General features: G+C 71.2%; 22 protein-coding genes, 1 tRNA gene and 1 pseudogene. 17 read left to right on the top strand and 7 right to left on the bottom strand.

Annotated elements, in window-relative coordinates:
• Nucleotides 1-487: 487 nt before the first annotated feature.
• Nucleotides 488-1,432, top strand: coding sequence for a nuclease-related domain-containing protein (locus ABEB06_RS19050; protein WP_345698065.1), 945 nt, complete (start codon nt 488-490; stop codon nt 1,430-1,432).
• Here ABEB06_RS19050 and ABEB06_RS19055 read toward each other — a convergent pair.
• Nucleotides 1,429-1,908, bottom strand: a complete 480-nt coding sequence (locus tag ABEB06_RS19055) for an NUDIX hydrolase (protein ID WP_345701904.1) — start codon at nt 1,906-1,908, stop codon at nt 1,429-1,431. The genes ABEB06_RS19050 and ABEB06_RS19055 overlap by 4 nt on opposite strands.
• Nucleotides 1,909-1,925: 17 nt before the next feature.
• Here ABEB06_RS19055 and ABEB06_RS19060 point away from each other — a divergent pair, with 17 nt between their 5' ends.
• The 14 genes from ABEB06_RS19060 to ABEB06_RS19125 all read left to right on the top strand — a co-directional run bounded on the left by ABEB06_RS19060 (nt 1,926) and on the right by ABEB06_RS19125 (nt 10,484).
• Entirely contained in the window at nt 1,926-2,705 is a 780-nt protein-coding gene (locus tag ABEB06_RS19060; protein WP_345698066.1) for a GntR family transcriptional regulator, read from the top strand.
• 136 nt (nt 2,706-2,841) lie between these two features.
• Nucleotides 2,842-3,183, top strand: coding sequence for an SCO3933 family regulatory protein (locus tag ABEB06_RS19065; protein ID WP_345698067.1), 342 nt, complete (start codon nt 2,842-2,844; stop codon nt 3,181-3,183).
• A gap of 4 nt (nt 3,184-3,187) precedes the next feature.
• A complete protein-coding gene (locus ABEB06_RS19070) occupies nt 3,188-4,567 on the top strand; it encodes an FtsK/SpoIIIE domain-containing protein (RefSeq protein ID WP_345698068.1) in 1,380 nt (459 codons plus the stop codon).
• An 85-nt stretch (nt 4,568-4,652) separates the two neighbouring features.
• A complete protein-coding gene (locus tag ABEB06_RS19075; protein WP_345698069.1) occupies nt 4,653-4,829 on the top strand; it encodes a hypothetical protein in 177 nt (58 codons plus the stop codon).
• A 79-nt stretch (nt 4,830-4,908) separates the two neighbouring features.
• A complete protein-coding gene (locus ABEB06_RS19080) occupies nt 4,909-5,595 on the top strand; it encodes a DUF2637 domain-containing protein (RefSeq protein ID WP_345698070.1) in 687 nt (228 codons plus the stop codon).
• Between the two features lie 20 nt (nt 5,596-5,615).
• Nucleotides 5,616-5,807: a mobile element transfer protein gene (locus ABEB06_RS19085; RefSeq protein ID WP_345698071.1), complete on the top strand. Its 192-nt coding sequence runs from the start codon at nt 5,616-5,618 to the stop codon at nt 5,805-5,807.
• A gap of 15 nt (nt 5,808-5,822) precedes the next feature.
• Complete coding sequence (locus ABEB06_RS19090) at nt 5,823-6,020, top strand: hypothetical protein (RefSeq protein ID WP_345698072.1); 198 nt, start codon at nt 5,823-5,825, stop codon at nt 6,018-6,020.
• Nucleotides 6,021-6,033: 13 nt separating this feature from the next.
• Complete coding sequence (locus ABEB06_RS19095) at nt 6,034-6,570, top strand: DUF6197 family protein (protein WP_345698073.1); 537 nt, start codon at nt 6,034-6,036, stop codon at nt 6,568-6,570.
• An 88-nt stretch (nt 6,571-6,658) separates the two neighbouring features.
• The gene (locus ABEB06_RS19100) at nt 6,659-7,198 is read left to right on the top strand and encodes a GGDEF domain-containing protein (RefSeq protein ID WP_345698074.1); all 540 of its coding nucleotides are present in this window, start codon (nt 6,659-6,661) and stop codon (nt 7,196-7,198) included.
• 106 nt (nt 7,199-7,304) lie between these two features.
• Nucleotides 7,305-7,493, top strand: a complete 189-nt coding sequence (locus ABEB06_RS19105; RefSeq protein WP_345698075.1) for a hypothetical protein — start codon at nt 7,305-7,307, stop codon at nt 7,491-7,493.
• A 5-nt stretch (nt 7,494-7,498) separates the two neighbouring features.
• Nucleotides 7,499-7,669 carry a hypothetical protein gene (locus tag ABEB06_RS19110; protein WP_345698076.1) on the top strand — a complete coding sequence of 57 codons (171 nt, stop codon included), beginning with the start codon at nt 7,499-7,501 and terminating at the stop codon, nt 7,667-7,669.
• 63 nt (nt 7,670-7,732) lie between these two features.
• Nucleotides 7,733-9,151 carry a replication initiator protein RepSA gene (repSA, locus tag ABEB06_RS19115; RefSeq protein ID WP_345698077.1) on the top strand — a complete coding sequence of 473 codons (1,419 nt, stop codon included), beginning with the start codon at nt 7,733-7,735 and terminating at the stop codon, nt 9,149-9,151.
• Nucleotides 9,136-9,357, top strand: a complete 222-nt coding sequence (locus ABEB06_RS19120) for an excisionase family DNA-binding protein (protein WP_345698078.1) — start codon at nt 9,136-9,138, stop codon at nt 9,355-9,357. Before repSA ends, ABEB06_RS19120 begins: the two co-directional genes overlap by 16 nt.
• The gene (locus ABEB06_RS19125; RefSeq protein ID WP_345698079.1) at nt 9,357-10,484 is read left to right on the top strand and encodes a tyrosine-type recombinase/integrase; all 1,128 of its coding nucleotides are present in this window, start codon (nt 9,357-9,359) and stop codon (nt 10,482-10,484) included. The genes ABEB06_RS19120 and ABEB06_RS19125 overlap by 1 nt, the downstream gene beginning before the upstream one ends.
• Before the next feature lie 79 nt (nt 10,485-10,563).
• Here ABEB06_RS19125 and ABEB06_RS19130 read toward each other — a convergent pair.
• A tRNA-Gly gene (locus tag ABEB06_RS19130) sits at nt 10,564-10,637 on the bottom strand.
• A 174-nt stretch (nt 10,638-10,811) separates the two neighbouring features.
• Here ABEB06_RS19130 and ABEB06_RS19135 point away from each other — a divergent pair.
• Complete coding sequence (locus tag ABEB06_RS19135; protein ID WP_345698080.1) at nt 10,812-11,033, top strand: hypothetical protein; 222 nt, start codon at nt 10,812-10,814, stop codon at nt 11,031-11,033.
• An 82-nt stretch (nt 11,034-11,115) separates the two neighbouring features.
• Nucleotides 11,116-11,691 (top strand): dCTP deaminase, encoded by a 576-nt coding sequence (gene dcd / locus ABEB06_RS19140; protein ID WP_345698081.1) that lies wholly within the window; start codon nt 11,116-11,118, stop codon nt 11,689-11,691.
• A gap of 103 nt (nt 11,692-11,794) precedes the next feature.
• On the opposite strand, the gene ABEB06_RS19145 is transcribed toward dcd, so the two are convergent.
• The 5 genes and pseudogenes from ABEB06_RS19145 to ABEB06_RS19165 all read right to left on the bottom strand — a co-directional run bounded on the left by ABEB06_RS19145 (nt 11,795) and on the right by ABEB06_RS19165 (nt 18,584).
• Complete coding sequence (locus ABEB06_RS19145; RefSeq protein WP_345698082.1) at nt 11,795-12,685, bottom strand: alanyl-tRNA editing protein; 891 nt, start codon at nt 12,683-12,685, stop codon at nt 11,795-11,797.
• A gap of 144 nt (nt 12,686-12,829) precedes the next feature.
• On the bottom strand, nt 12,830-13,759 hold the full coding sequence (locus ABEB06_RS19150) for a Yip1 family protein (RefSeq protein WP_345698083.1): 930 nt from the start codon (nt 13,757-13,759) through the stop codon (nt 12,830-12,832).
• Between the two features lie 207 nt (nt 13,760-13,966).
• Nucleotides 13,967-15,040: pseudogene (gene manB / locus ABEB06_RS19155) on the bottom strand (mannose-1-phosphate guanylyltransferase); the annotation flags it as partial.
• Between the two features lie 163 nt (nt 15,041-15,203).
• Nucleotides 15,204-16,274, bottom strand: a complete 1,071-nt coding sequence (locus tag ABEB06_RS19160; RefSeq protein WP_345698084.1) for a LamG domain-containing protein — start codon at nt 16,272-16,274, stop codon at nt 15,204-15,206.
• Between the two features lie 93 nt (nt 16,275-16,367).
• Nucleotides 16,368-18,584 carry a (Fe-S)-binding protein gene (locus tag ABEB06_RS19165; RefSeq protein WP_345698085.1) on the bottom strand — a complete coding sequence of 739 codons (2,217 nt, stop codon included), beginning with the start codon at nt 18,582-18,584 and terminating at the stop codon, nt 16,368-16,370.
• Between the last annotated feature and the right edge of the window lie 53 nt (nt 18,585-18,637).

The following is an 18,637-nucleotide window of genomic DNA, read 5'->3' on the forward strand; positions in this document are numbered from 1 at the left end:
TGGGGTTGGTTCTGACCCCTGCCTTCTTCGCCGTCCTCCGCCGTGCGGGTAGGAAGTTGGACCTTGTCCGTTTCCGCCCCGGCCTTAGCTTTCCGCCCCTTGCGGGCGCGGCCGACGACGGCGAGTGCCCCAGCCGGGGCGCAGACAGGAGGCGGGGCGCGCGCCGGAGGAAGGCCGGCGCCGCCCGCGCTCTTGCGCGGCATCCCGAACAAACAGTGAGGCTGCCATCCATCAGCAGTTCAGGAGGCCGGGAGTCCACGCCGGATCTTCGATCCGCCGTAGATGTTGCCTTCCCTTGGGCTCCGCCCACCTCCCCGCCGAGCGGAGCGAGGTGGCTTGATGAAGTAGCGAAACTCGTAACAACGCCCTCCATCCCTGTCGTGCTTCCGATCCTCGGGGTCCGCTGGTCGGCTTGGCTGACGGCGTTCTTGTCAGACCCGTACCGCGCGTGCTGATCTCGTGTCAGGGATCGCGCGAAGGGGGAAACGTGCAGGAACTGACGGTTAAGCTCTGGCGAGTGCCGGGCAAGGAGCGGCTGTACGTCAACCTGTCGGGCGCCCGCGGTGAGGCTGTTGCATGGCTCGACTGCCGAACAGGTGCAGTGGAGATCAAGGTCGAGCGCCTGAGAGCTGCAGCGCTCGCGAAGGTCGAGGAGTGGGTCGCAGCCTCTGGCCGGCCAATCCCGGCGCGCACAGTCACTGCTGCTTCACCAGAACCTGCGCCGATCCGCGTACAGCAAGATCCGCCTCTGAGGCCAACAGCAGTCGCTGCGGCCTCGATCCCCGCGTTGCCTCCGTTCACCGCAGAGGATGACCTCGCGGGAAACCTTCCAGGCACTGGTGTCCAGGGCATGATCCGCGAGGAGATGGACCAACGGAAGTGGCTCGTTCGGGTAGCCGCGAAGTTGGCGGGTGATCCGTTGACGTCCCAGAAGCTGGTGACCGGGCTCCGCGGTGAAGAGATCGTCGGGAGCCACCTCAATGGGCTCCGCGGTCATGGCTGGCACGTGCTGCACAGCGTCCCGCTGCCGAGTGGCGCGGACATCGACCACGTGGTGATCGGCCCCCCAGGGGTCTTCACAGTAAATACGAAGCACCACCCCGATTCTTCGGTATGGGTGGGTGACAAGCGGGTCCTGGTGAACCGGGTCAGCTATCCCTACCTGGCGAACGCAGAGTTTGAGGCGGCCCGGGTGACCCGGCTCCTGGAGCGCTGGTGTGGCCACTCTGTGCCGGTTCGAGCCATCGTTGCCGTAGTCGGCGCTCGCAAGATCACCGTTCAGGGCAGCCCGATCGTCGAAGTGCTGGACGGTGAGCGGATCGCCTCGCTCCTTACGGGTCGGCCGGCATCGCTTGCGCCGCATCGAGTCGACTCGGTGTTCACTGTGGCCCGTCGGCGAAGTGTGTGGGCGCAGATTGGGAAGCGCGGCTAACCAGGGATCTGACCGCCGAGCCATTGCCGGCCGTCATGGGTGCGAATGCTTGGAGCCACATCGACCTGGAGCGCGTCCAGCATGCGCACGGCGTAGACCTCCGCCATACGCTCGGCGACCTCCTCCGGAGTCAGCCAGTCCACCGCCGTGGACTCGTCCGAGACCCGCTCGGTCCCGCTCTCGGGGTGGCACCGGAACACCAAGGCAACGACTCCACGCGTGACGTTCTTGTAGACGCCCGTCAGGCGTTCGACGTCCACCCTGATACCGGTCTCTTCGAAGACCTCCCGTCGAACGCCGTCCTCGACGCTCTCTGTGAGCTCAAGTACACCGCCCGGGGGCTCCCAGGTGCCGTTGTCGGCTCGGCGGATGGCCAGGACCCTCCCGTCTTCACGAACGACAGCACCCGCCACAGACACCGAGTGGAGGGGCGTTGAAACTTGCAGTGCGGGGCTGCTACTCATGTACAGGAGAATAGGAGCCCTAAAGGACTATGGCGAGCAACGAGGTGGCCTCCTCGGCCAAGGCGAAGTATCTGCAGATTGCGGATGATCTCGCCGCGCAAATCAAGTCAGGTGCTCTGGCGCCCGGCTCGGCGGTCCCCAGTGAGGCCGAACTTATGCAGCGGTACGGCGTTGCCTCCGGGACGGTGCGCAAGGCGATTGCTGAGCTGCGGACCTCGCAGCTGATCGAGACCCACCACGGCCGCGGCTCCTTCGTGCGTTCTCGCCCACCGGTGCAGCGCAAGTCGTCGGACCGTTTCCGCCGCGCGCACCGGATGGCCGGCAAGGCGGCCTACCTGGCCGAGGCGGAGGTTTCCGGTGGGACGCCGTCCGTGACTGTGCTGTTCGTCGGGCCCACTGAGGCCCCTGCCGACATCGCCGAGCGGCTGAGCGTTCCCGCCGGCACCCAGGTGCTGGCCCGCAAGCGCCGGTACTTCCGGGACGGCGTGCCGACGGAGGAAGCGACTTCCTACCTGCCGTGGGACGTGGTGAAGGACATCCCCGAGATGTTCGCCGAGAACCCGGGCGGCGGCGGCATCTACGCCCGACTCGAAGAGCGCGGCCAGCAGCTCGCCGAGTTCACCGAGACCGTTCGGGCCCGCCTGGCGACCAAGCCTGAGACCGCCGCGCTGGCCCTCAGCCCAGGCTCACCCGTGATCCACCTGGTCCGTGATGCAATCACCACCGACGGGCGCGTGGTCGAAGTCTGCGACACCGTCATGGCTGCTGATCAGTTCGTTCTTGACTATCGCTTCCCCGCCAAGGACTGACGGAACATCACCTTCCGCAACCCGTCTGGGCTTTCAGGCCTAGGCGGGTTGACTCATGTACAGGAGTCGGGCACTCTTCTAGTCATCACTCCTGTACATGAGTGCAGGAGATCACCTCATTTAGAGGAGAGCCATCATGGCTGTGTTCAAGGTCGACACCTCCACCGCGTTCGTGTTCGTGGCCGTTCCGCCGGCCCCCAAGGTGGTGAACCGCCAGACGGGCGAGATCGCGCTCGACAAGGAGACCGGCGCGAAGATGATGACCGTCGGTCTAACCATCGCCGACGACGGCGAGGCCAACCTCTACACGGTCTCTGTGCCGGAGACCGGCCTGTCGGAGGGCCTGGCGGTCGGGATGCCGGTCGCGCTGACCGGGCTCAAGGCGCGTGACTGGGAGAACGAGTTCAACGGCCAGAAGCGGCACGGCATTTCGTTCCGTGCGGCGGCGGTCACCTCGCTCGTTCCGGTTCAGGGCTGACGTCATGTCGGGGGCTCTGGAACTCGCTGAGGTGGGCGTCCCGCTCGCTGCCATCGCCGGTGGTGCCGCGTACGCCCGGGTGAAGGCTCCGGCCGTGTACTGGTCGGCGGTCGGTCTTCCCGTCACGGCGGTGAGGTTCGCCGCGACCTACGGGAGCACGATGGACGCGTGCGGGCTGACGGTGAACCCGTCGCGGTTGCGGGTCCTGGTCACCCGGGCGACCACCCGCCGGGAGATCCGCCCGGTTCCGCCCCGCATCCGCCGGATCCGGCCGACCACGACCGGGCTCCGGGTCCGGCTGCGGCTCGCGCCCGGTCAGGAACCGGCTGACGTGGCCGCGTCGGCGGAGCGTCTGCGGCACGCCTGGGGTGTGCACGCCGTGCACGTCTCGCTGATCAAGCCCGGCGTGGTCGAGCTGCGGATGACCGGCTTCGACGTGCTCCGCAAGGTCCGGATGCCCCGCCGCGCACGGTCCGGTGAGCTGGTGGTGCCGGTGGCAATGCGGGAGGACGGCACCGCGTACGTGCGGGACTACCGGGCCATCCCGCACTCCCTGTACCTGGGGGCGACGGAGAGCGGCAAGTCGGTGCACATGCGGAACCTGATCACCGGTCTCGCTGATCGCCACGTTGCTCTGGTGGGGATCGACTGCAAGCGCGGCGTGGAACACGCACCGTTCGCCCCGCGCCTGTCGGCTCTGGCCACGGACCCCGACATGGCGTCTGATCTGCTGGATGCGCTCGTGGAGCTGATGGAGGAGCGCTACGAGCTGATCCGTGAGCGTCAGGGCATTGCCCGCGCGGTCGCGGATGAGGAGATCACTTCCGACATCTGGGGGCTGCCCGCCGAGCTCCGCCCGGTGCCGGTGATCCTTCTGATCGATGAGGTGGCGGAGTTGTTCCTCGTCGCCACGCGGAAGGAGGAGGTGCAGCGGGACCACATGGTCACCCAGCTGATCCGCCTGGCCCAGCTCGGCCGCGCGGCCGGGGTCTACCTGGAGGTCTGCGGGCAGCGGTTCGGCTCTGAGCTCGGCAAGGGAGCGACCATGCTCCGTGCCCAGCTCACCGGCCGGGTGGTCCACCGTGTGAACGACAAGCAGACGGCGGAAATGGGCCTGGGCGACATCTCCCCCGAAGCGGTGCTGGCCGCCACGCAGATCGCCCCCGAGATGCCCGGTGTCGCGGTGGCCGGTGACTCCTCCGGCGGCTGGTCGCGCATCCGCACCCCGAACCTCTCCCTCGCCGACGCGGTCGCCATCTGCCGGCGCACCGCCCACCTCGTGCCGGACCTGCCCGCCCTGGACCAGTTCCGGCCGCACGTCCCCGAGGCCACCGCCGCGGCCGATGCGCCGTCGCTGGTCAAGCCCCTTCCGGTGACCGGCTAACACCACCCCGTCCCACGGTCGGCGCGACCGTTCCGCGCCACGTCCCTACCCCGGCATGCCCGAAACCGACCCGAGAGGACGACCGATGACCGCCACCACCCGCAAGCGCACGCCCGCCGTCCCGGCCAAGTGCCCCGCCTGCGCTGGTGAGGGCTGGGTCAGTGAGACCCACCACGCCGGTCGCGGCAAGAACGCTCGCCCCGCCGGTCAGGTCGAGGTCCTCTGCCCGACCTGCCTCGGCACCGGAACCGCACCCAAGTAGCCCACCCAGACGCCCCGGCCGGGCGACAGGAACCCCGCGCCGCCCGGCCGGGCCCCAACTCCCGGAAGGAGAGCGACCGATGCGCCTGCCCCGCCCCGACGCGGTGATCGTGCAAGCCGTCATCGCCGGTGCCCTGTCCTTCGCCCACCTCCACGACCTTGCCGAAGCCGCTGGGCAACACGGCTGGAAGGCCTGGGCCTACCCCATCTCCGTGGACCTGCTTTTGGTCGCCGCCTGGCACCGCATGCGCACCCTGCGCGCCTCCGGCCGCGCCGCCAGCGCCGCCTGGACCTGGTTCGCCATCGCCCTGACCGCCTCGCTCGGCGCGAACGTCGCCACCGCAGGACTCCTCGACCTGGCCCGCGTCCCGGCCTGGCTGCGGATCCTGGTCGCCGGATGGCCCGCCCTCGCCTTCTTCGGCGGCACCCTCCTCGCCCACACCCGCACCACCCAACCCGCCACCGTGCCCGAGCCGGAGCCGGAGCCCGAACTCCCTCTCTACGTAGAGCCCGAGGGCCCCGCGCCCGCCCTGGCGCCCGAGTCGGCCCCGGCCGCAGTCGAGCCGCCCACCGCCGCACCGGCCCTGCCCGCCCCACCTGCTCCGGCTCCGCCGGTCGCTGTGCCGGCCGCGCTGGTCGAGCACGCCCGCAAGGTCGCCGCCGAGCACCAGACCCGCACCGGTGAGCCGATCGACACCGACACGCTCCGCGTCCGCCTCGGTCTCCCACCGCACTTCGCCACCGCCATCGCCGCCCAACTCGACTGACCGCGAAAGGAGAACGCGCCATGCCCCGCCCGATCCGCCCCCGCAACGTGATCCGCATCGGCCCCGTCCAGGTCGCCACCTACTACGACGGCCGCGGCCGCGAACGCCACACCGCCGCCTGCACCGCCCCGCGCTGTGGCTTCTCCGCCGACTACGACAGCCGCGCCGCCGCCGAGATCGCCGCCCGCACCCACCGCTGCACCATCCGCTGACAGGAGAACTCCGCCATGACCATCACCCTGCCCCTGGTCCTCGTCCTCGGCATCGTCACCTGGGCCGCGATCAAGTTCCTCGGCATCCGCCTGTGGGTTGCCGTCGTGATCGGCCTCTTCGGCTTCTACCTCGCCAGCACCTTCCTCAGCCCGGTGATCGACGGAGCCACCCGCACCGGGGTCCAGGTCGTCAACGGCACCCAGCAGAAGTGACAGGGAGACGACCATGAACGTCGCCACCCTGCTCCCGGGACCGCTCGTCCTGACCCCGGAAGGCTCCGCGCTCGTCGCAGAAATCGAGGCATACCTCGCCTCCCTCCCGGCGGCGGCCCGGCTGACCATCCCGTACATCTGCCCGCTCGGCTCCACCGTCCAGCCCTGGAACACCGGGTTTCCCGTTCCCCGGCCGACGCTCCTCGACCGCATCTCCCACCGCCCGGCCCGTCCGGTCGAAGTGACCGTCGCGGACCACCTGCGGCTCACCTCGCGCTACATCTCCGCCTTCGGCTGGGTCCAGGGCGCCATGTGGGACACCACCGGCCGCGTCTGCCTCCTCGGCGCCCAGACTGCCGTCCTCGCACACGGTTACGGCACTCCGCGCACCGTCAGCCGGGCCCGCAACCAGGTGATGGAGATCCTTCACGCCACCGGACGGCCTGTCAGCTCCCCGGACGTCTTCAACGACGCCCCGACCACCCGGCAGGCCGACGTGCACCACCTGCTCGACCGGGCCTCCGCCCGCGCACTGTCCCTCGGCATCTGAACCATTCGGCCCCGGGGCGGCAACAGCCGCCAAGCATCCTCCGCCCCGGCCGGTACCTCGTCCCTTCGCCCAGACAAGGAACCGCACGATGGACCTCGCCCCGATCCTCGCCGCCGGTGTCCCGCTCCTCGGCTGGACCACTCACGGCACCTACCTCGCCCGCCGCCTGGCCACCGCCCGCCGCGACCCGCTCACCGGGCTCCTCACCCGCGACGGCTTCACCACCCGCGCCGAACGCCTCATCCGCTCCCACCCCGACCGGACCACCGTGCTCCTGATCGACCTGGACGACTTCAAGACGATCAACGACACCCACGGCCACGCCGCCGGAGACGCGGTGCTCGCCGCAACCGCCGACCGGCTGACTGCCTGGTGCGGCTCCTCCGGACTCGCGGCCCGACTCGGCGGGGACGAGTTCGCCGTCGTCGTCCTCGACTCCGCCGACCGGCTCGGCGACTTGCGGACCGCGCTCAATCAGCCCGTCCCGGTGGGTGGCCTGTTCCTGAACGTCGGCGCGTCCGTCGGCGCCTCGCACCCGGCCGCGCTCCTGCTGACCGAGGCACTGTCCGCGGCCGACCGCGACATGTACGCCCACAAGCCCGGCGGCCGGACCTCGCGCCGCCGCTGAATCAACCCTCCGGGGCGGCAACAGCCGCCAAGCATCCCGCCGCCCCGGAAGGCCTCGCCCCATCCGAAACGCAGCACTCGACCACGCCCAGAGAGGAACGACCATCATGCCCCAGCACACCCACGCCCCAGTGAGGATCTGCCCCGACTGCGACGGCTTCGCCCGTGCGGCCATCGACACCGGCAACCGCCACCCGGACGGCACCCGCCACACCCTCACCGCCCACTGCACCACCTGCCGCGGCACCGGCACCACCACCCAGCGAACCACCGCCCACGCCTCGGCCCAGAGCTGACCGCCATGGCGCTCCTCGACTGGCGCGACTCCCGCCACTGGGACAACAAGCCCGCCCCCTGCGGCGTCTGCACCAAGCCCACCAACCTCCGCTCCGACCGCGGCAAGCCCGTGCACAAGGTCTGCGCCGAGACCTGGACCGACCAGCACGCCAAGCCCACGCCCGACCAGTCCTGACCACCCGCCCCGGAGCCGCGCACCCCCGCCAGCTCCGGGGCTCACCCCGCCAGGCAGGTGAACATGCACCACCTCACCGAACGCCCCGACCTCGCCGTCGCCGACCTCGCCCGGCTCGCCGCCCGCGGCGACCTGCCCCGCCTCGAAGACCAGATCCGGCGTACCGGCGGCTGCTCGAACCCGATCCACCTCAAGGGCTTCCGCACCCTCACCCACGCCCCCACGGGAGCGGTGTGGCACCGGTACTCCACCGAGCACGAGCCCGGCCACCGGCTCAAGGTCGCTTGCGGCAACCGCCGCGCCTCCCGCTGCCCGGCCTGCGCCCGCACCTACTCGGCAGACACCTTCCACCTGATCCGCGCCGGACTCGCCGGAGACACCAGCAAGGGCGTCCCGGCTACCGTCCGCTCACACCCCCGGGTCTTCGCCACCCTCACCGCGCCGTCGTTCGGCCCCGTCCACAACCGTCCCGACCACGGCCGGTGCCGCTGCGGCTCCGACCACCCGGCCGGCGCGGCTGTCCTCGGTACTCCGCTGGACCTGGAGCGGTACGACTACGCGCACGCGGTGCTGTGGAACAACCACGCCCCGGACCTGTGGCGGCGCTTCACGATCTACCTGTTCCGCACGATGGCGAAGATGGCCGGGCTGTACCAGTACGAGTTCAAGGAGCAAGCGAAGATCTCGTTCGGCAAGGTCGCCGAGTACCAGCGGCGCGGTGCCGTCCACTTCCACGCCGTGATCCGCATCGACGGCCCAGGAGGACCCGACACGCCCCCGCCGGCCTGGGCGACCATGGCCCTCCTCGAAGCCGCAATCCGAGCCGCCGCCCGCCGTGCCGGGGTCCCCGTGGCCGGTGCTGGTGATCTCCCGGCACGGGTGCTCCAGTGGGGCTCGCAGGTGGACGTGCGGCCGATCGGCGCGTTTGCCTCGGGGGAGATCTCCGAGCAGGCGGTGGCCTCGTATGTGGCCAAGTACGCCACCAAGAGCGCTGAGGCGACCGAGACCGTGGACCGCCGGATCCTGGAGCGCCACGAACTCGACCGGCACGACCTCCCCGCGCACACCCGCCGCCTGATCGAGACCTGCTGGGACCTCGACAGCCTCTACCCGGATCGACTGCTGGCGCACTGGTCCCACATGCTCGGCTTCCGCGGCCACTTCTCCTCGAAGTCGCCCACCTACTCGACCACCCTCGGCGCCCTCCGGCAGGTCCGCGCCGACTACCGCGCCGACCAAGCCCGCTCCGACCTCCGGGACCGGCTCCTCGCCGCCGGGCTCCCGGACCTGGACGACCTGCCCGAGGCGGAAACCCTCGTCGTCGCCCACTGGGCCTTCGCCGGAGCAGGCAACAGCCCCGGGGAATCCATGCTCGCCGCCACGATCGCCCGGGACCTGCACGAACGCCGCACCACCGACCGACAGGAGATGAACGCGCTGATCGCGCGAGAAGGGGAGGAACTGGCATGGACCGACTGTTGACCGTCAAGGAAGTCGCCGAACACCTCGGCACCTGGGAGACCAGCGGGGAGCGCTTCCCGCGGCGCCTCGTCGCCGAACGGCGCATCGCCTTCGTCAAGGTCGGCCGGCACGTCCGCATCCCCGCGGCTGCCCTCGCCGACTTCATCGCAGCCAACACCGTCCAGCCGGTCACCCGGCGGACCCGTCGGCTGCGGGCGGTGGCCTGATGACTGGCAAGCGCCGGCAGTTCGGCCGGATCCGGAAGCTCCCGTCGGGCCGTTTTCAGGCTCGCTACCTCGACCCGGATGGCCTGCTCCGCCCTGCGCCGGAGACGTTCGAGACCAAGGCGGACGCCGATGACTGGCTCGCCGAGATGCAGACCGCCATCCGCAAGAAGGACTGGCGCGACCCTGACGCCGGGGCGGTGAACTTCACCGAGTACGCCGAAGCCTGGATCACTGAGCGCGGGCTGATGCCGACCACGGAGGAGCTGTACCGGCGGTTGCTGCGGCTGCACCTCGTGCCCACCTTCGGCGAGTGGGACTTGGACGAGATCACACCACCGCGCATCCGGACCTGGCGGGCCACACTGTTGGCGACCGGCAAGAGCACAACCACGGCGAAGGCGTACCGCCTGCTCAAGGCCGTCATGGCGACCGCCACCGACGACGAGCTGATCAAGCGCAACCCGTGCCGAATCAAGGGGGCAGGCAAGGAGTCCGCTGCGGAACGAGGGATCGCCACCGTCGACCAGGTCTACGAGCTGGCCGAGCTGGTGGGGCCTCGCTGGCGCCTGATGGTGCTGCTCGGCGCCTTCACGACGCTCCGTCCGGAGGAGTTGGCCGAGCTTCGGCGGCCGGACTTCGACCTGGTCGCCGGGACGGTCCGGATCCGCCTTGCTGCCCCGGAGCTGAACACCGGCCGGCGGGCCCTCGGCGAGACCAAGACCGAGGCGGGCAAGCGGATCATCACGATCCCTGCGGCCGTACTCCCGGACGTCCGGACGCACCTGGAGCTATTCGCCGAGAAGGAGCCGACCGGGCTCGTCTTCGTCGGTGAGAAGGGCGCCCCGTTCCGCCGGACCAGCTTCGGCCGGATCTGGCGCAAGGCTCGTGCCAAGGCAGGCATGCCGGGCTTCCGCTTCTACGACCTCCGCCACACCGGCAACACCATGGCGGCCGCCACCGGTGCCAGCCTCAAGGAGCTGATGGCGCGCATGGGGCATGCCTCCGTTCGGGCGGCGCTGATCTACCAGCACGCAACCAGCGAGCGGGACAAGAAGATCGCCGACGGCATGGACGCGGAGATCACCCGTCGGATCGGCCGGGGCGCGCCCCCGCCGGCAGAGGCATAAGGCACGCAGGGGGCACGCGGTCCCGGAATTGGTCCAGACAACGAAGAAACCCCAGGTTGCTGACCTGGGGTTTTCTCTATGGAGCGGGCGACGAGAATCGAACTCGCGCTCTAAGCTTGGGAAGCTCATGTTCTACCATTAAACTACGCCCGCATCTGACAGCCCGTCACGGACGGCCTGATCAAGCACCACTGTACCCCATCGCCGGAGCGGTTTGGGGCGTGCTGCGACGGGCGGCGAGCCGCTGTGCACCGTGTCCGGAAGATCCCCTAATGTGACGCTGTCGCCTGGGCGCAGGCCGCGGAAGAGTGTGGGGAAAGGGGACCGATGGAGCAGCACACCGTCGTTCGTTGTGCCGAGGGGCACGTGTTCAGCACCGCCACGTTTCCGATGCAGAACCTCCTGGAGGGGCGGCTCGGGCCGGGGAGACTGATCCGCTGCCCGCAGTGCGGACGGCTGCGGAACTCGGTGCCGGCGGACGTCGCGGAGCTGTCCGGTGCCCAACTGGCCCGCGCGTTGCGGCTGGAGGCGGTCGAGTCGCTGGCCTGAGCCGTCCCCGAACGGTTCGAACGGCCTCCGGAGGGCCCCCGCGATTGGGCGGGGGCCCTCCGCTGCACGTAATCTCGGGGGCGTGCTGCTCTCTGACAAGGACATCCGTACCGAGATCGACAAGGGCCGGGTCGTGATCGACCCGTTCGAGCCCGCGATGGTCCAGCCCTCCAGCATCGACGTGCGGCTGGACCGTTTCTTCCGGGTGTTCGAGAACCACCGGTACCCGTACATCGACCCCTCCGAGGAGCAGTCGGACCTGACCCGGCTGGTGGAGCCGGAGGGCGACGAGGCGTTCATCCTGCACCCGGGCGAGTTCGTGCTGGCCTCGACGTACGAGGTGATCACGCTGCCGGACGACGTGGCGGCGCGCCTGGAGGGCAAGTCGAGCCTCGGCCGGCTCGGTCTGCTGACGCACTCGACGGCCGGGTTCATCGACCCGGGCTTCAGCGGTCACGTGACCCTGGAGCTGTCGAACGTGGCGACCCTGCCGATCAAGCTGTACCCGGGCATGAAGATCGGCCAGCTGTGCCTGTTCCGGCTGAGCTCGCCCGCCGAGCACCCGTACGGCTCGGAGCGGTACGGCTCGCGCTACCAGGGCCAGCGCGGCCCGACGGCCTCGCGTTCGCACCTGAACTTCCACCGCACCCAGGTCTGACCGACCGCGGACGAGAAGCACCGGAGGGCGGCCCGGTCCCGGCAGGGACGGGCCGCCCTCGCGCGTGTCCGCCGACGGGCTCGGCGGGGGCGTTCCGGGCCGCTCAGGCGCGCTTGGGGCGGGTGACGGCGACCAGTTCGGCGCCGTCCTCGGAGAGCCGCAGTTCGGTGCGGAGCTCGGCGAGTTCGCCGAGGTGGTGCAGGTGGGTGCCGCCGCAGAAGATCTCGGCGGGGCCGGCCGGGAGGTCGGCGTGCCAGCGGCGACGGGCGGTCAGCTCCGGGCCGGGGACCTCGATGCGGACGGCAGCGTCGGCGGCGACCCAGGCGGCGAGCTGGGCGTTGACGGTCTCGGTGAGGGCGGGCAGCGCGTCGGCGAGGGAGGGCAGCTCGTCGGTGGCGTCGGTGGTGAAGCCCTTCTTGCGCAGCGACTTGCCGAGCCGGTAGGTGTCGGTGCTGGCCTCGGTGTCCATCACCGAGGTGTCCATCGCGAGGCTGTCGAAGTCGGGGCTGCCGAAGGCGTCGGAGCGGCCCGGGTCCTTGCGCCAGCGCGGGGCGAGCGCGGCGTTGAGGGCGAGCGCGAGCAGGTGGCAGCCGGTGTGCGAGGCGGAGAGCAGGCCCCGGCGCTCGGCGTCCACGGCGAGTGCGGCGGACTTGCCGACCACGTCGGCCGGGATCTCCTCGACCACGTGCAGGACCAGCCAGGACCACTCCTCGTCGCCGCGGCGGACCGGGATGTCGGCGCCGACCAGCGGGTCGCCGCCGTCCGGGCCGACGCCGCCGGTGAGGCAGTCGACGACGGCGTAGCCGGTGCCGTCCACGGTCAGCGTGCCGAGGTCGGCGGGCTGGTCGGGCCAGGTGTGGTCGAGCGGGTGGAACGGGGTCGCCTCGGTGACCACGGCGCTGCGGCCGTCGGCGAGGCGGTGCACGGCGATGATCGGCGACTCGCCGGTCACCGCCCCGGCCGGGAAGCTGACGTGGGTGGTGGGCAGGGGCATGCGGGGCTCCGGAGCACGAGGGTCGACCGGGGATCGCCCGGCGTCGAACACCACAGCCTACAAAATCCCAGCATGCGGACAGCCGGGGCGGGAGCCGGGCGGCTGGAGAACCGGGGAGCCGCGCGGCCCCGGGAGCCGGCCGGCTCAGCCCAGCGTGGGCAGCTTGATCAGCACCAGCAGGGCGAGCAGCTGCACGGCGGCGGCCCCGGCCGCCTTGCCCCAGGGCAGGTCGTGCACCCGGCGGACCATGGTGGTCAGCAGGGCGGCGCAGGCCAGCCAGGTCGCCCAGCCGACCACCTGCACCACCGGGTTGGTGACCGGAAGGAAGAGCGCGAGCAGCAGCCGCGGCGCGTCCGTGGTCCAGGTGATCAGGACGGCCAGGCCGACGGTGGACTGCCAGGGCCCGTCACCGCCGAACTGGCGGGCCAGCGCGTGGGTGACGGCGCCGAGCACCGCCCCGGCGAGGCTGAAGCCGACCGCGGCGGCGACGATCGCCCAGACCGCGACCGAGAAGGTGGAGTTGACCACGTCCCCGCGGGTGGAGCCGATCGCGAAGACGGCGAGCACGCCGTAGAGCAGCGAGACGCAGAGGGCGGGCAGCCAGACCTGGTGGTCGCGCATCCGGTCGAAGGTCCGGTTCGGCTCGCGGTACATCCCGACCAGCAGCTCCCGCCAGGGCAGCCGGGGGCCGCCCTGGTGCGGTGAGGACTGGCCGCCGGCCCGGTAGACGGCGACGTTGTCCTCGCCCCGGTAGCCGCCGTGCGGGTCCTGCTCGGGGCCGCCGCCGTCGTACCCGCCGTCGTAGCCGCCCTGGTAGCCGTAGTCGCCCTCGTACGGCTGGTAGGGCTCGGTGCCGCCGTACGGGTGACCGCCGTACGGCTGGCCCCCGATCGGGAAGGCGCGGGTGTGCCCCGGCTGGTCGCCGGGGCCGTCCGCCGGGTAGGGCGGCTGCGGGGCGGTGAAGTACTCGGGCTCCCCCGCCGGGCCGCCGTACTGCGGCGTCTGCCCGCCGGGCGTCGACCACCCCTGTCGGGGGTCGACGCCCTGCCCGTTGTCGTGTCGATTGCCAGCCACGCTTCGACGGTACCTGCTGTCGCTGACCGTCCGTCCGTTGATCACGGCGCCGGGCCGCGATTGCAGCCGTCCTGTGACGCGGGCCGGGCGGTGGCCCGGGAGCCCCCCTGGTGCCCCCGGCGGGGGCCGGGGTCAGCTCCCGACGCGGGCGGCCGGGGCGTGCACCGCGGCGGCGGCGGTGGTGCCGGCCGGGCAGCCGCCGGGGCCGGCGGTGAGCCGGACGGCGCCGGTGGGCAGCAGGGTGCCGCAGGCGATCCGCAGGCCGGGCGGCAGCTCGTTCTCGGGCTCCAGCACCGCGCCGTCGCCGATCACCGCGCCGTCCAGCGAGCAGCGCTCGCCGACCACGGCGAACGCGCCGACGATCGAGTCCTTCACGTAGGCGTCCGGGCCGATCGCGGCGCCGGGGAGGATCACGCTGCCCTCGACGATGGCGCCGGCGGCCACGGTGGCGTCCTCGGAGACCACGGTGCCGTTGGAGAGCACGGCGCCCTGGTCGACCCGGGCACCGGGCAGCAGCAGCGCCTCACCGGTCGGGCCGGGGACGGCCGGGGAGTCGACCTTGCCGAGCACCAGGTCGGCGGAGCCGCGGACGAACGCGCCGGGCGTGCCCAGGTCCAGCCAGTACGAGGTGTCGACCACGCCGCGCAGCAGGGCGCCCCCGGCGAGCAGCTCGGGGAAGGTCTCGCGCTCGACGGACACCTCCCGGCCGGCCGGGATGGTGTCGATCACCGAACGGGTGAAGACGTAGCAGCCAGCGTTGATCTGGTCGGTGACGATCTGCTCGGGGGTCTCCGGCTTCTCCAGGAACTCCAGCACCCGCCCGTCCTCGTCGGTCGGGACCAGGCCGAAGGCGCGCGGGTCCTCGACCCGGGTGAGGTGCAGGGTGACGTCGGCGCCGCTGGCCACGTGGCTGTCGCGCAGCGCGGCGATGTCCACGCCGGAGAGGATGTCGCCGTTGAAGACCAGGACCGGCTCGTCGGGGCCGCAGGTCAGGCCGGAGGCGGCGTTGCGGATGGCGCCGCCGGTGCCGAGCGGTTCCTTCTCGGTGAGGTAGACCAGCTCGATGCCGTACGGGCTGCCGTCCTGGAAGTGGTCCTCGAAGACCTCGGCGAGGTACGAGGTGGCCAGCACGACCCGGGTGACTCCGGCGGCGGCGGCGCGGGCCAGCTGGTGCGCGATGAACGGCACCCCGGCGACCGGCAGCATCGGCTTCGGCGTGTGGGTGGTCAGCGGGCGCAGCCTGGTGCCCTTGCCACCGACCAGCATGATCGCCTCGGGCATGCGGTACGTCTCCCTTTGCTGCGTTGCCGTCGGGCCCTGTCCGGTCGCCTCCGGCGGACCCGCAGGTCGCGGGTCCGCAGCCTAATCTAGTTCCCCCGCTCCGCGCCCCGGTCAGCCAGGGGTCGGGCTGGGGCCTGCCGATCGGCGGGGGCCCGCGGGTCGCTCAGGGCAGCAACCAGGAGTACGCCGCGGGAGCCCCGGCCGAGGTGCCGCCGCTCGCGTTCAGCCGGCCGACGGCGTCGGCCGCGAGGGCCTGGTTCCAGATCTGCAGGTCGGCGATGGCACCGTCCCAGTTGTCGGTCCACTGGTCCTTCCAGCGGGTGCGGCCGATCTGGGTGGGGCCGCCGGTCTGCCAGATCCCGGGGACGGCGGTGGTCTGCTGGAGGGCGCCGTTGACGTACAGCGAGATCTTCTTGCTGCCCGCGTCGTAGACGCCGGTGAGCAGCAGCCACTGGCCGGTGGTGGCGGTGGCGGTGGAGAAGGCCTGGCGGACGTTGCGGTCGTCGTTGCCGGCCGCGCTCTGGATCTTGAAGACCCACTGGTTGTGCTCGCCCCAGTAGTCGCGGCCCAGGTAGAACGAGTAGTAGCCGCCGGTGCCCTGACTGATGACCGCCCGGGCGCCGGTGGGGGCGTTGTTGCGGACCACGGCGGAGACCGTGAAGCTCTTGCCGGTGTCGACCAGCGGGGCCCCGCTCTGGGCGTTGCCGTCGGCGCTGCCGTGCAGGTCGAGGGTCGGGCCGCGGTGGCCGTCGGCGGTGCCGACCGAGGCGCCCGCGCCGAGGGTCAGGCCGGCCAGCTGGGCCGGCGGCGCGGGAGCGGTGGCGCCCGCGGGGGCGGAGGCGCTCTTCCCGGGCCTGGGGGAGCCGCTGGGGCTCGCGGAGGCGGACGCTCCGGGCGAGGCCGGGGCGGAGGCCGGTCCGGACGCGGAGGCGGACGGGGCGGCGCTGTCCGGCGCGGGCCCGTCGGGCGCGGCGCTGACCGGTGCGGTGGGGGCCGCGGCGTCGTGCCGCTCGCCCCCGCCGGGGCGGGAGACGGCCAGCGCGGTGGCGACCAGGGCGCCGACCACGAGCACGGCGGCCGCGCCGCCGCCGATCTTCCACAACCGCTTGCGCCGGTGCTCGCGCTCGTTGGCCTCGGCCAGTGCCGCCCAGTCCGGGGCGGCGCTGGTCACGGTCGGCAACTGCCCGCCCCAGCCCGGCGTTCCCCCGCCCGGCACTCCCCCGCCATCGCTCATGGCGCCGATGCTAGGCCATCCCGAACAGGCGTACGCGAAGACCCCGCCCGCCGCCACGGGGGCGGTGGACGGGGCCTTCGGGGCGGGCGGCCGTCAGGCCTCGACCGGCTCCGCCTCGGGCTCCACGGGCTGTGCCTTGACCGAGTCCAGCAGCAGCTGGGCGACGTCGACCACCTTCAGGTGCTCCTTGGCGGCGCCCTCGTTCTTCTTGCCGTTGACCGAGTCGGAGAGCATCACCAGGCAGAACGGGCAGGCGGTGGAGACGATGTCCGGGTTGAGGGACAGCGCCTCGTCCACGCGCTCGGTGTTGATGCGCTTGCCGATCCGCTCCTCCATCCACATCCGCGCGCCGCCGGCGCCGCAGCAGAAGCCCCGCTCCTTGTGGCGGTGCATCTCCTGCTGGCGCAGGCCCGGGACCTTGTCCATGATCTCGCGCGGCGGCGAGTAGACCTTGTTGTGGCGGCCCAGGTAGCAGGGGTCGTGGTAGGTGATCAGACCCTCGACCGGGTTGACCGGCAGCAGCTTGCCCTCGTCGATCAGGTGCTGCAGCAGCTGGGTGTGGTGGATGACCTCGAAGTGGCCGCCCAGCTGCGGGTACTCGTTGGCGATGGTGTTGAAGCAGTGCGGGCAGGTGGCCACGATCCGCTTGGTCGGGGCGTCCTCGAGCGCGGCGTTCAGGGTCTCGACGTTCTGCGCGCCGAGCATCTGGAACAGGAACTCGTTGCCCAGGCGGCGCGGGGAGTCACCGGTGCAGGTCTCCTCCTTGCCGAGGATCGCGAACTTCACGCCCGCGGTGTGCAGCAGCTCGGCGAAGGCCTTGGTGGTCTTCTTGGCCCGGTCCTCCAGGGCGCCGGCGCAGCCGACCCAGTAGAGGTACTCCACCTCGGCGGGGTCGATGTCCTCGCCGATCACCGGCACCTCGATGCCGGTCTCCTTCTTGAGCTCCTTGACCCAGTCCAGGCGCGCCTTGGTGGCCAGGCCCCACGGGTTGCCCTTGTTCTCCAGGTTCTTGAGCATCGTCCCGGCCTCGGTCGGGAAGCTGCTCTCGATCATCACCTGGTAGCGGCGCATGTCGACGATGTGGTCGACGTGCTCGATGTCCACCGGGCACTGCTCGACGCAGGCGCCGCAGGTGGTGCAGGACCACAGCACGTCCGGGTCGATGACGCCGTTCTCCTCGGCGGTGCCGATCAGCGGGCGCTCGGCCTCGGCCAGCGCCTCGGCGGGCACGCCCGCCAGCTGCTCGGCGGTCGCCTTCTCCTCGCCCTCCATGTCCTTGCCGCCGCCGGCGAGCAGGTAGGGGGCCTTGGCGTAGGCGTGCTCGCGCAGGCTCATGATCAGCAGCTTCGGCGAGAGCGGCTTGCCGGTGTTCCAGGCGGGGCACTGCGACTGGCAGCGGCCGCACTCGGTGCAGGTGGAGAAGTCGAGGATGCCCTTCCAGGAGAAGTGCTCGACCTGGGAGACGCCGAAGACCGCGTCGTCGGCCGGGTCCTCGAAGTCGATCGGGGCGCCGCCGCTGGTCATCGGACGGAGCGCGCCGAGTGCGGTGGCGCCGTCCTCCTCGCGCTTGAAGTAGATGTTGAAGAAGCCGAGGAAGCGGTGCCAGGCGACACCCATCGACGGGTTGATGCCGATGGTGATGGCCCACGCGAAGGAGATGCAGATCTTCAGCATCGCGAAGACGTAGATCAGGTTGACCAGCGTGCCGTGCGCGACGCCGTTGAACGCGGCGACGATCGGGTACGAGACCAGGTACGTCGGGTCGTAGGAGTCGACACCCTCCAGGGCGCCCTCCAGGCCGCGCAGCATCATGATGCACAGGCCGATGCCGAGGATCGTGTACTCGACGTAGAACGCCTGCCAGGCGATCGAGCCGGCGAACCGGGACTTGCGGCCGGCCCGCGAGGGCAGGCTGAGCAGCCGGATCACGATCAGGGTCAGGATGCCCAGCGTGGTCAGGGTGCCGATCAGCTCGACGAAGATGTTCCAGGGCAGCCAGTGGCCGATCACCGGCAGCGCGAACTCGGCGTCGAAGAGCTGGCCGAAGGCGTTGACCAGGGTCAGCACCAGGGAGAAGAAGCCGACCGCGACGAACCAGTGCGCGATGCCGACGATGCCCCAGCGGTTCATCCTGGTGTGGCCGAGGAATTCGACCGCGACGGTCCTCACCCGCTGCAGGGGCGAACCGAAGCGGGTGGTGTCGACCGCGCCGGTCCTCACCACCCGGTAGATGTACGCGGCCGCACGGGCGGCGAGCGCGGTGCCGATCACAGTCGTGACCAGCGAGATGACGATCGCTGCTAGCTGCATCGGCTCTCCGTCTCCAGCGGCTTCGTGGCAGTGTCCTGATTGATTGTACTGGT

It is taken from the genome of Kitasatospora terrestris (genome assembly GCF_039542905.1).
In the GTDB taxonomy this organism is placed as follows: Bacteria; Actinomycetota; Actinomycetes; order Streptomycetales; family Streptomycetaceae; genus Kitasatospora; species Kitasatospora terrestris.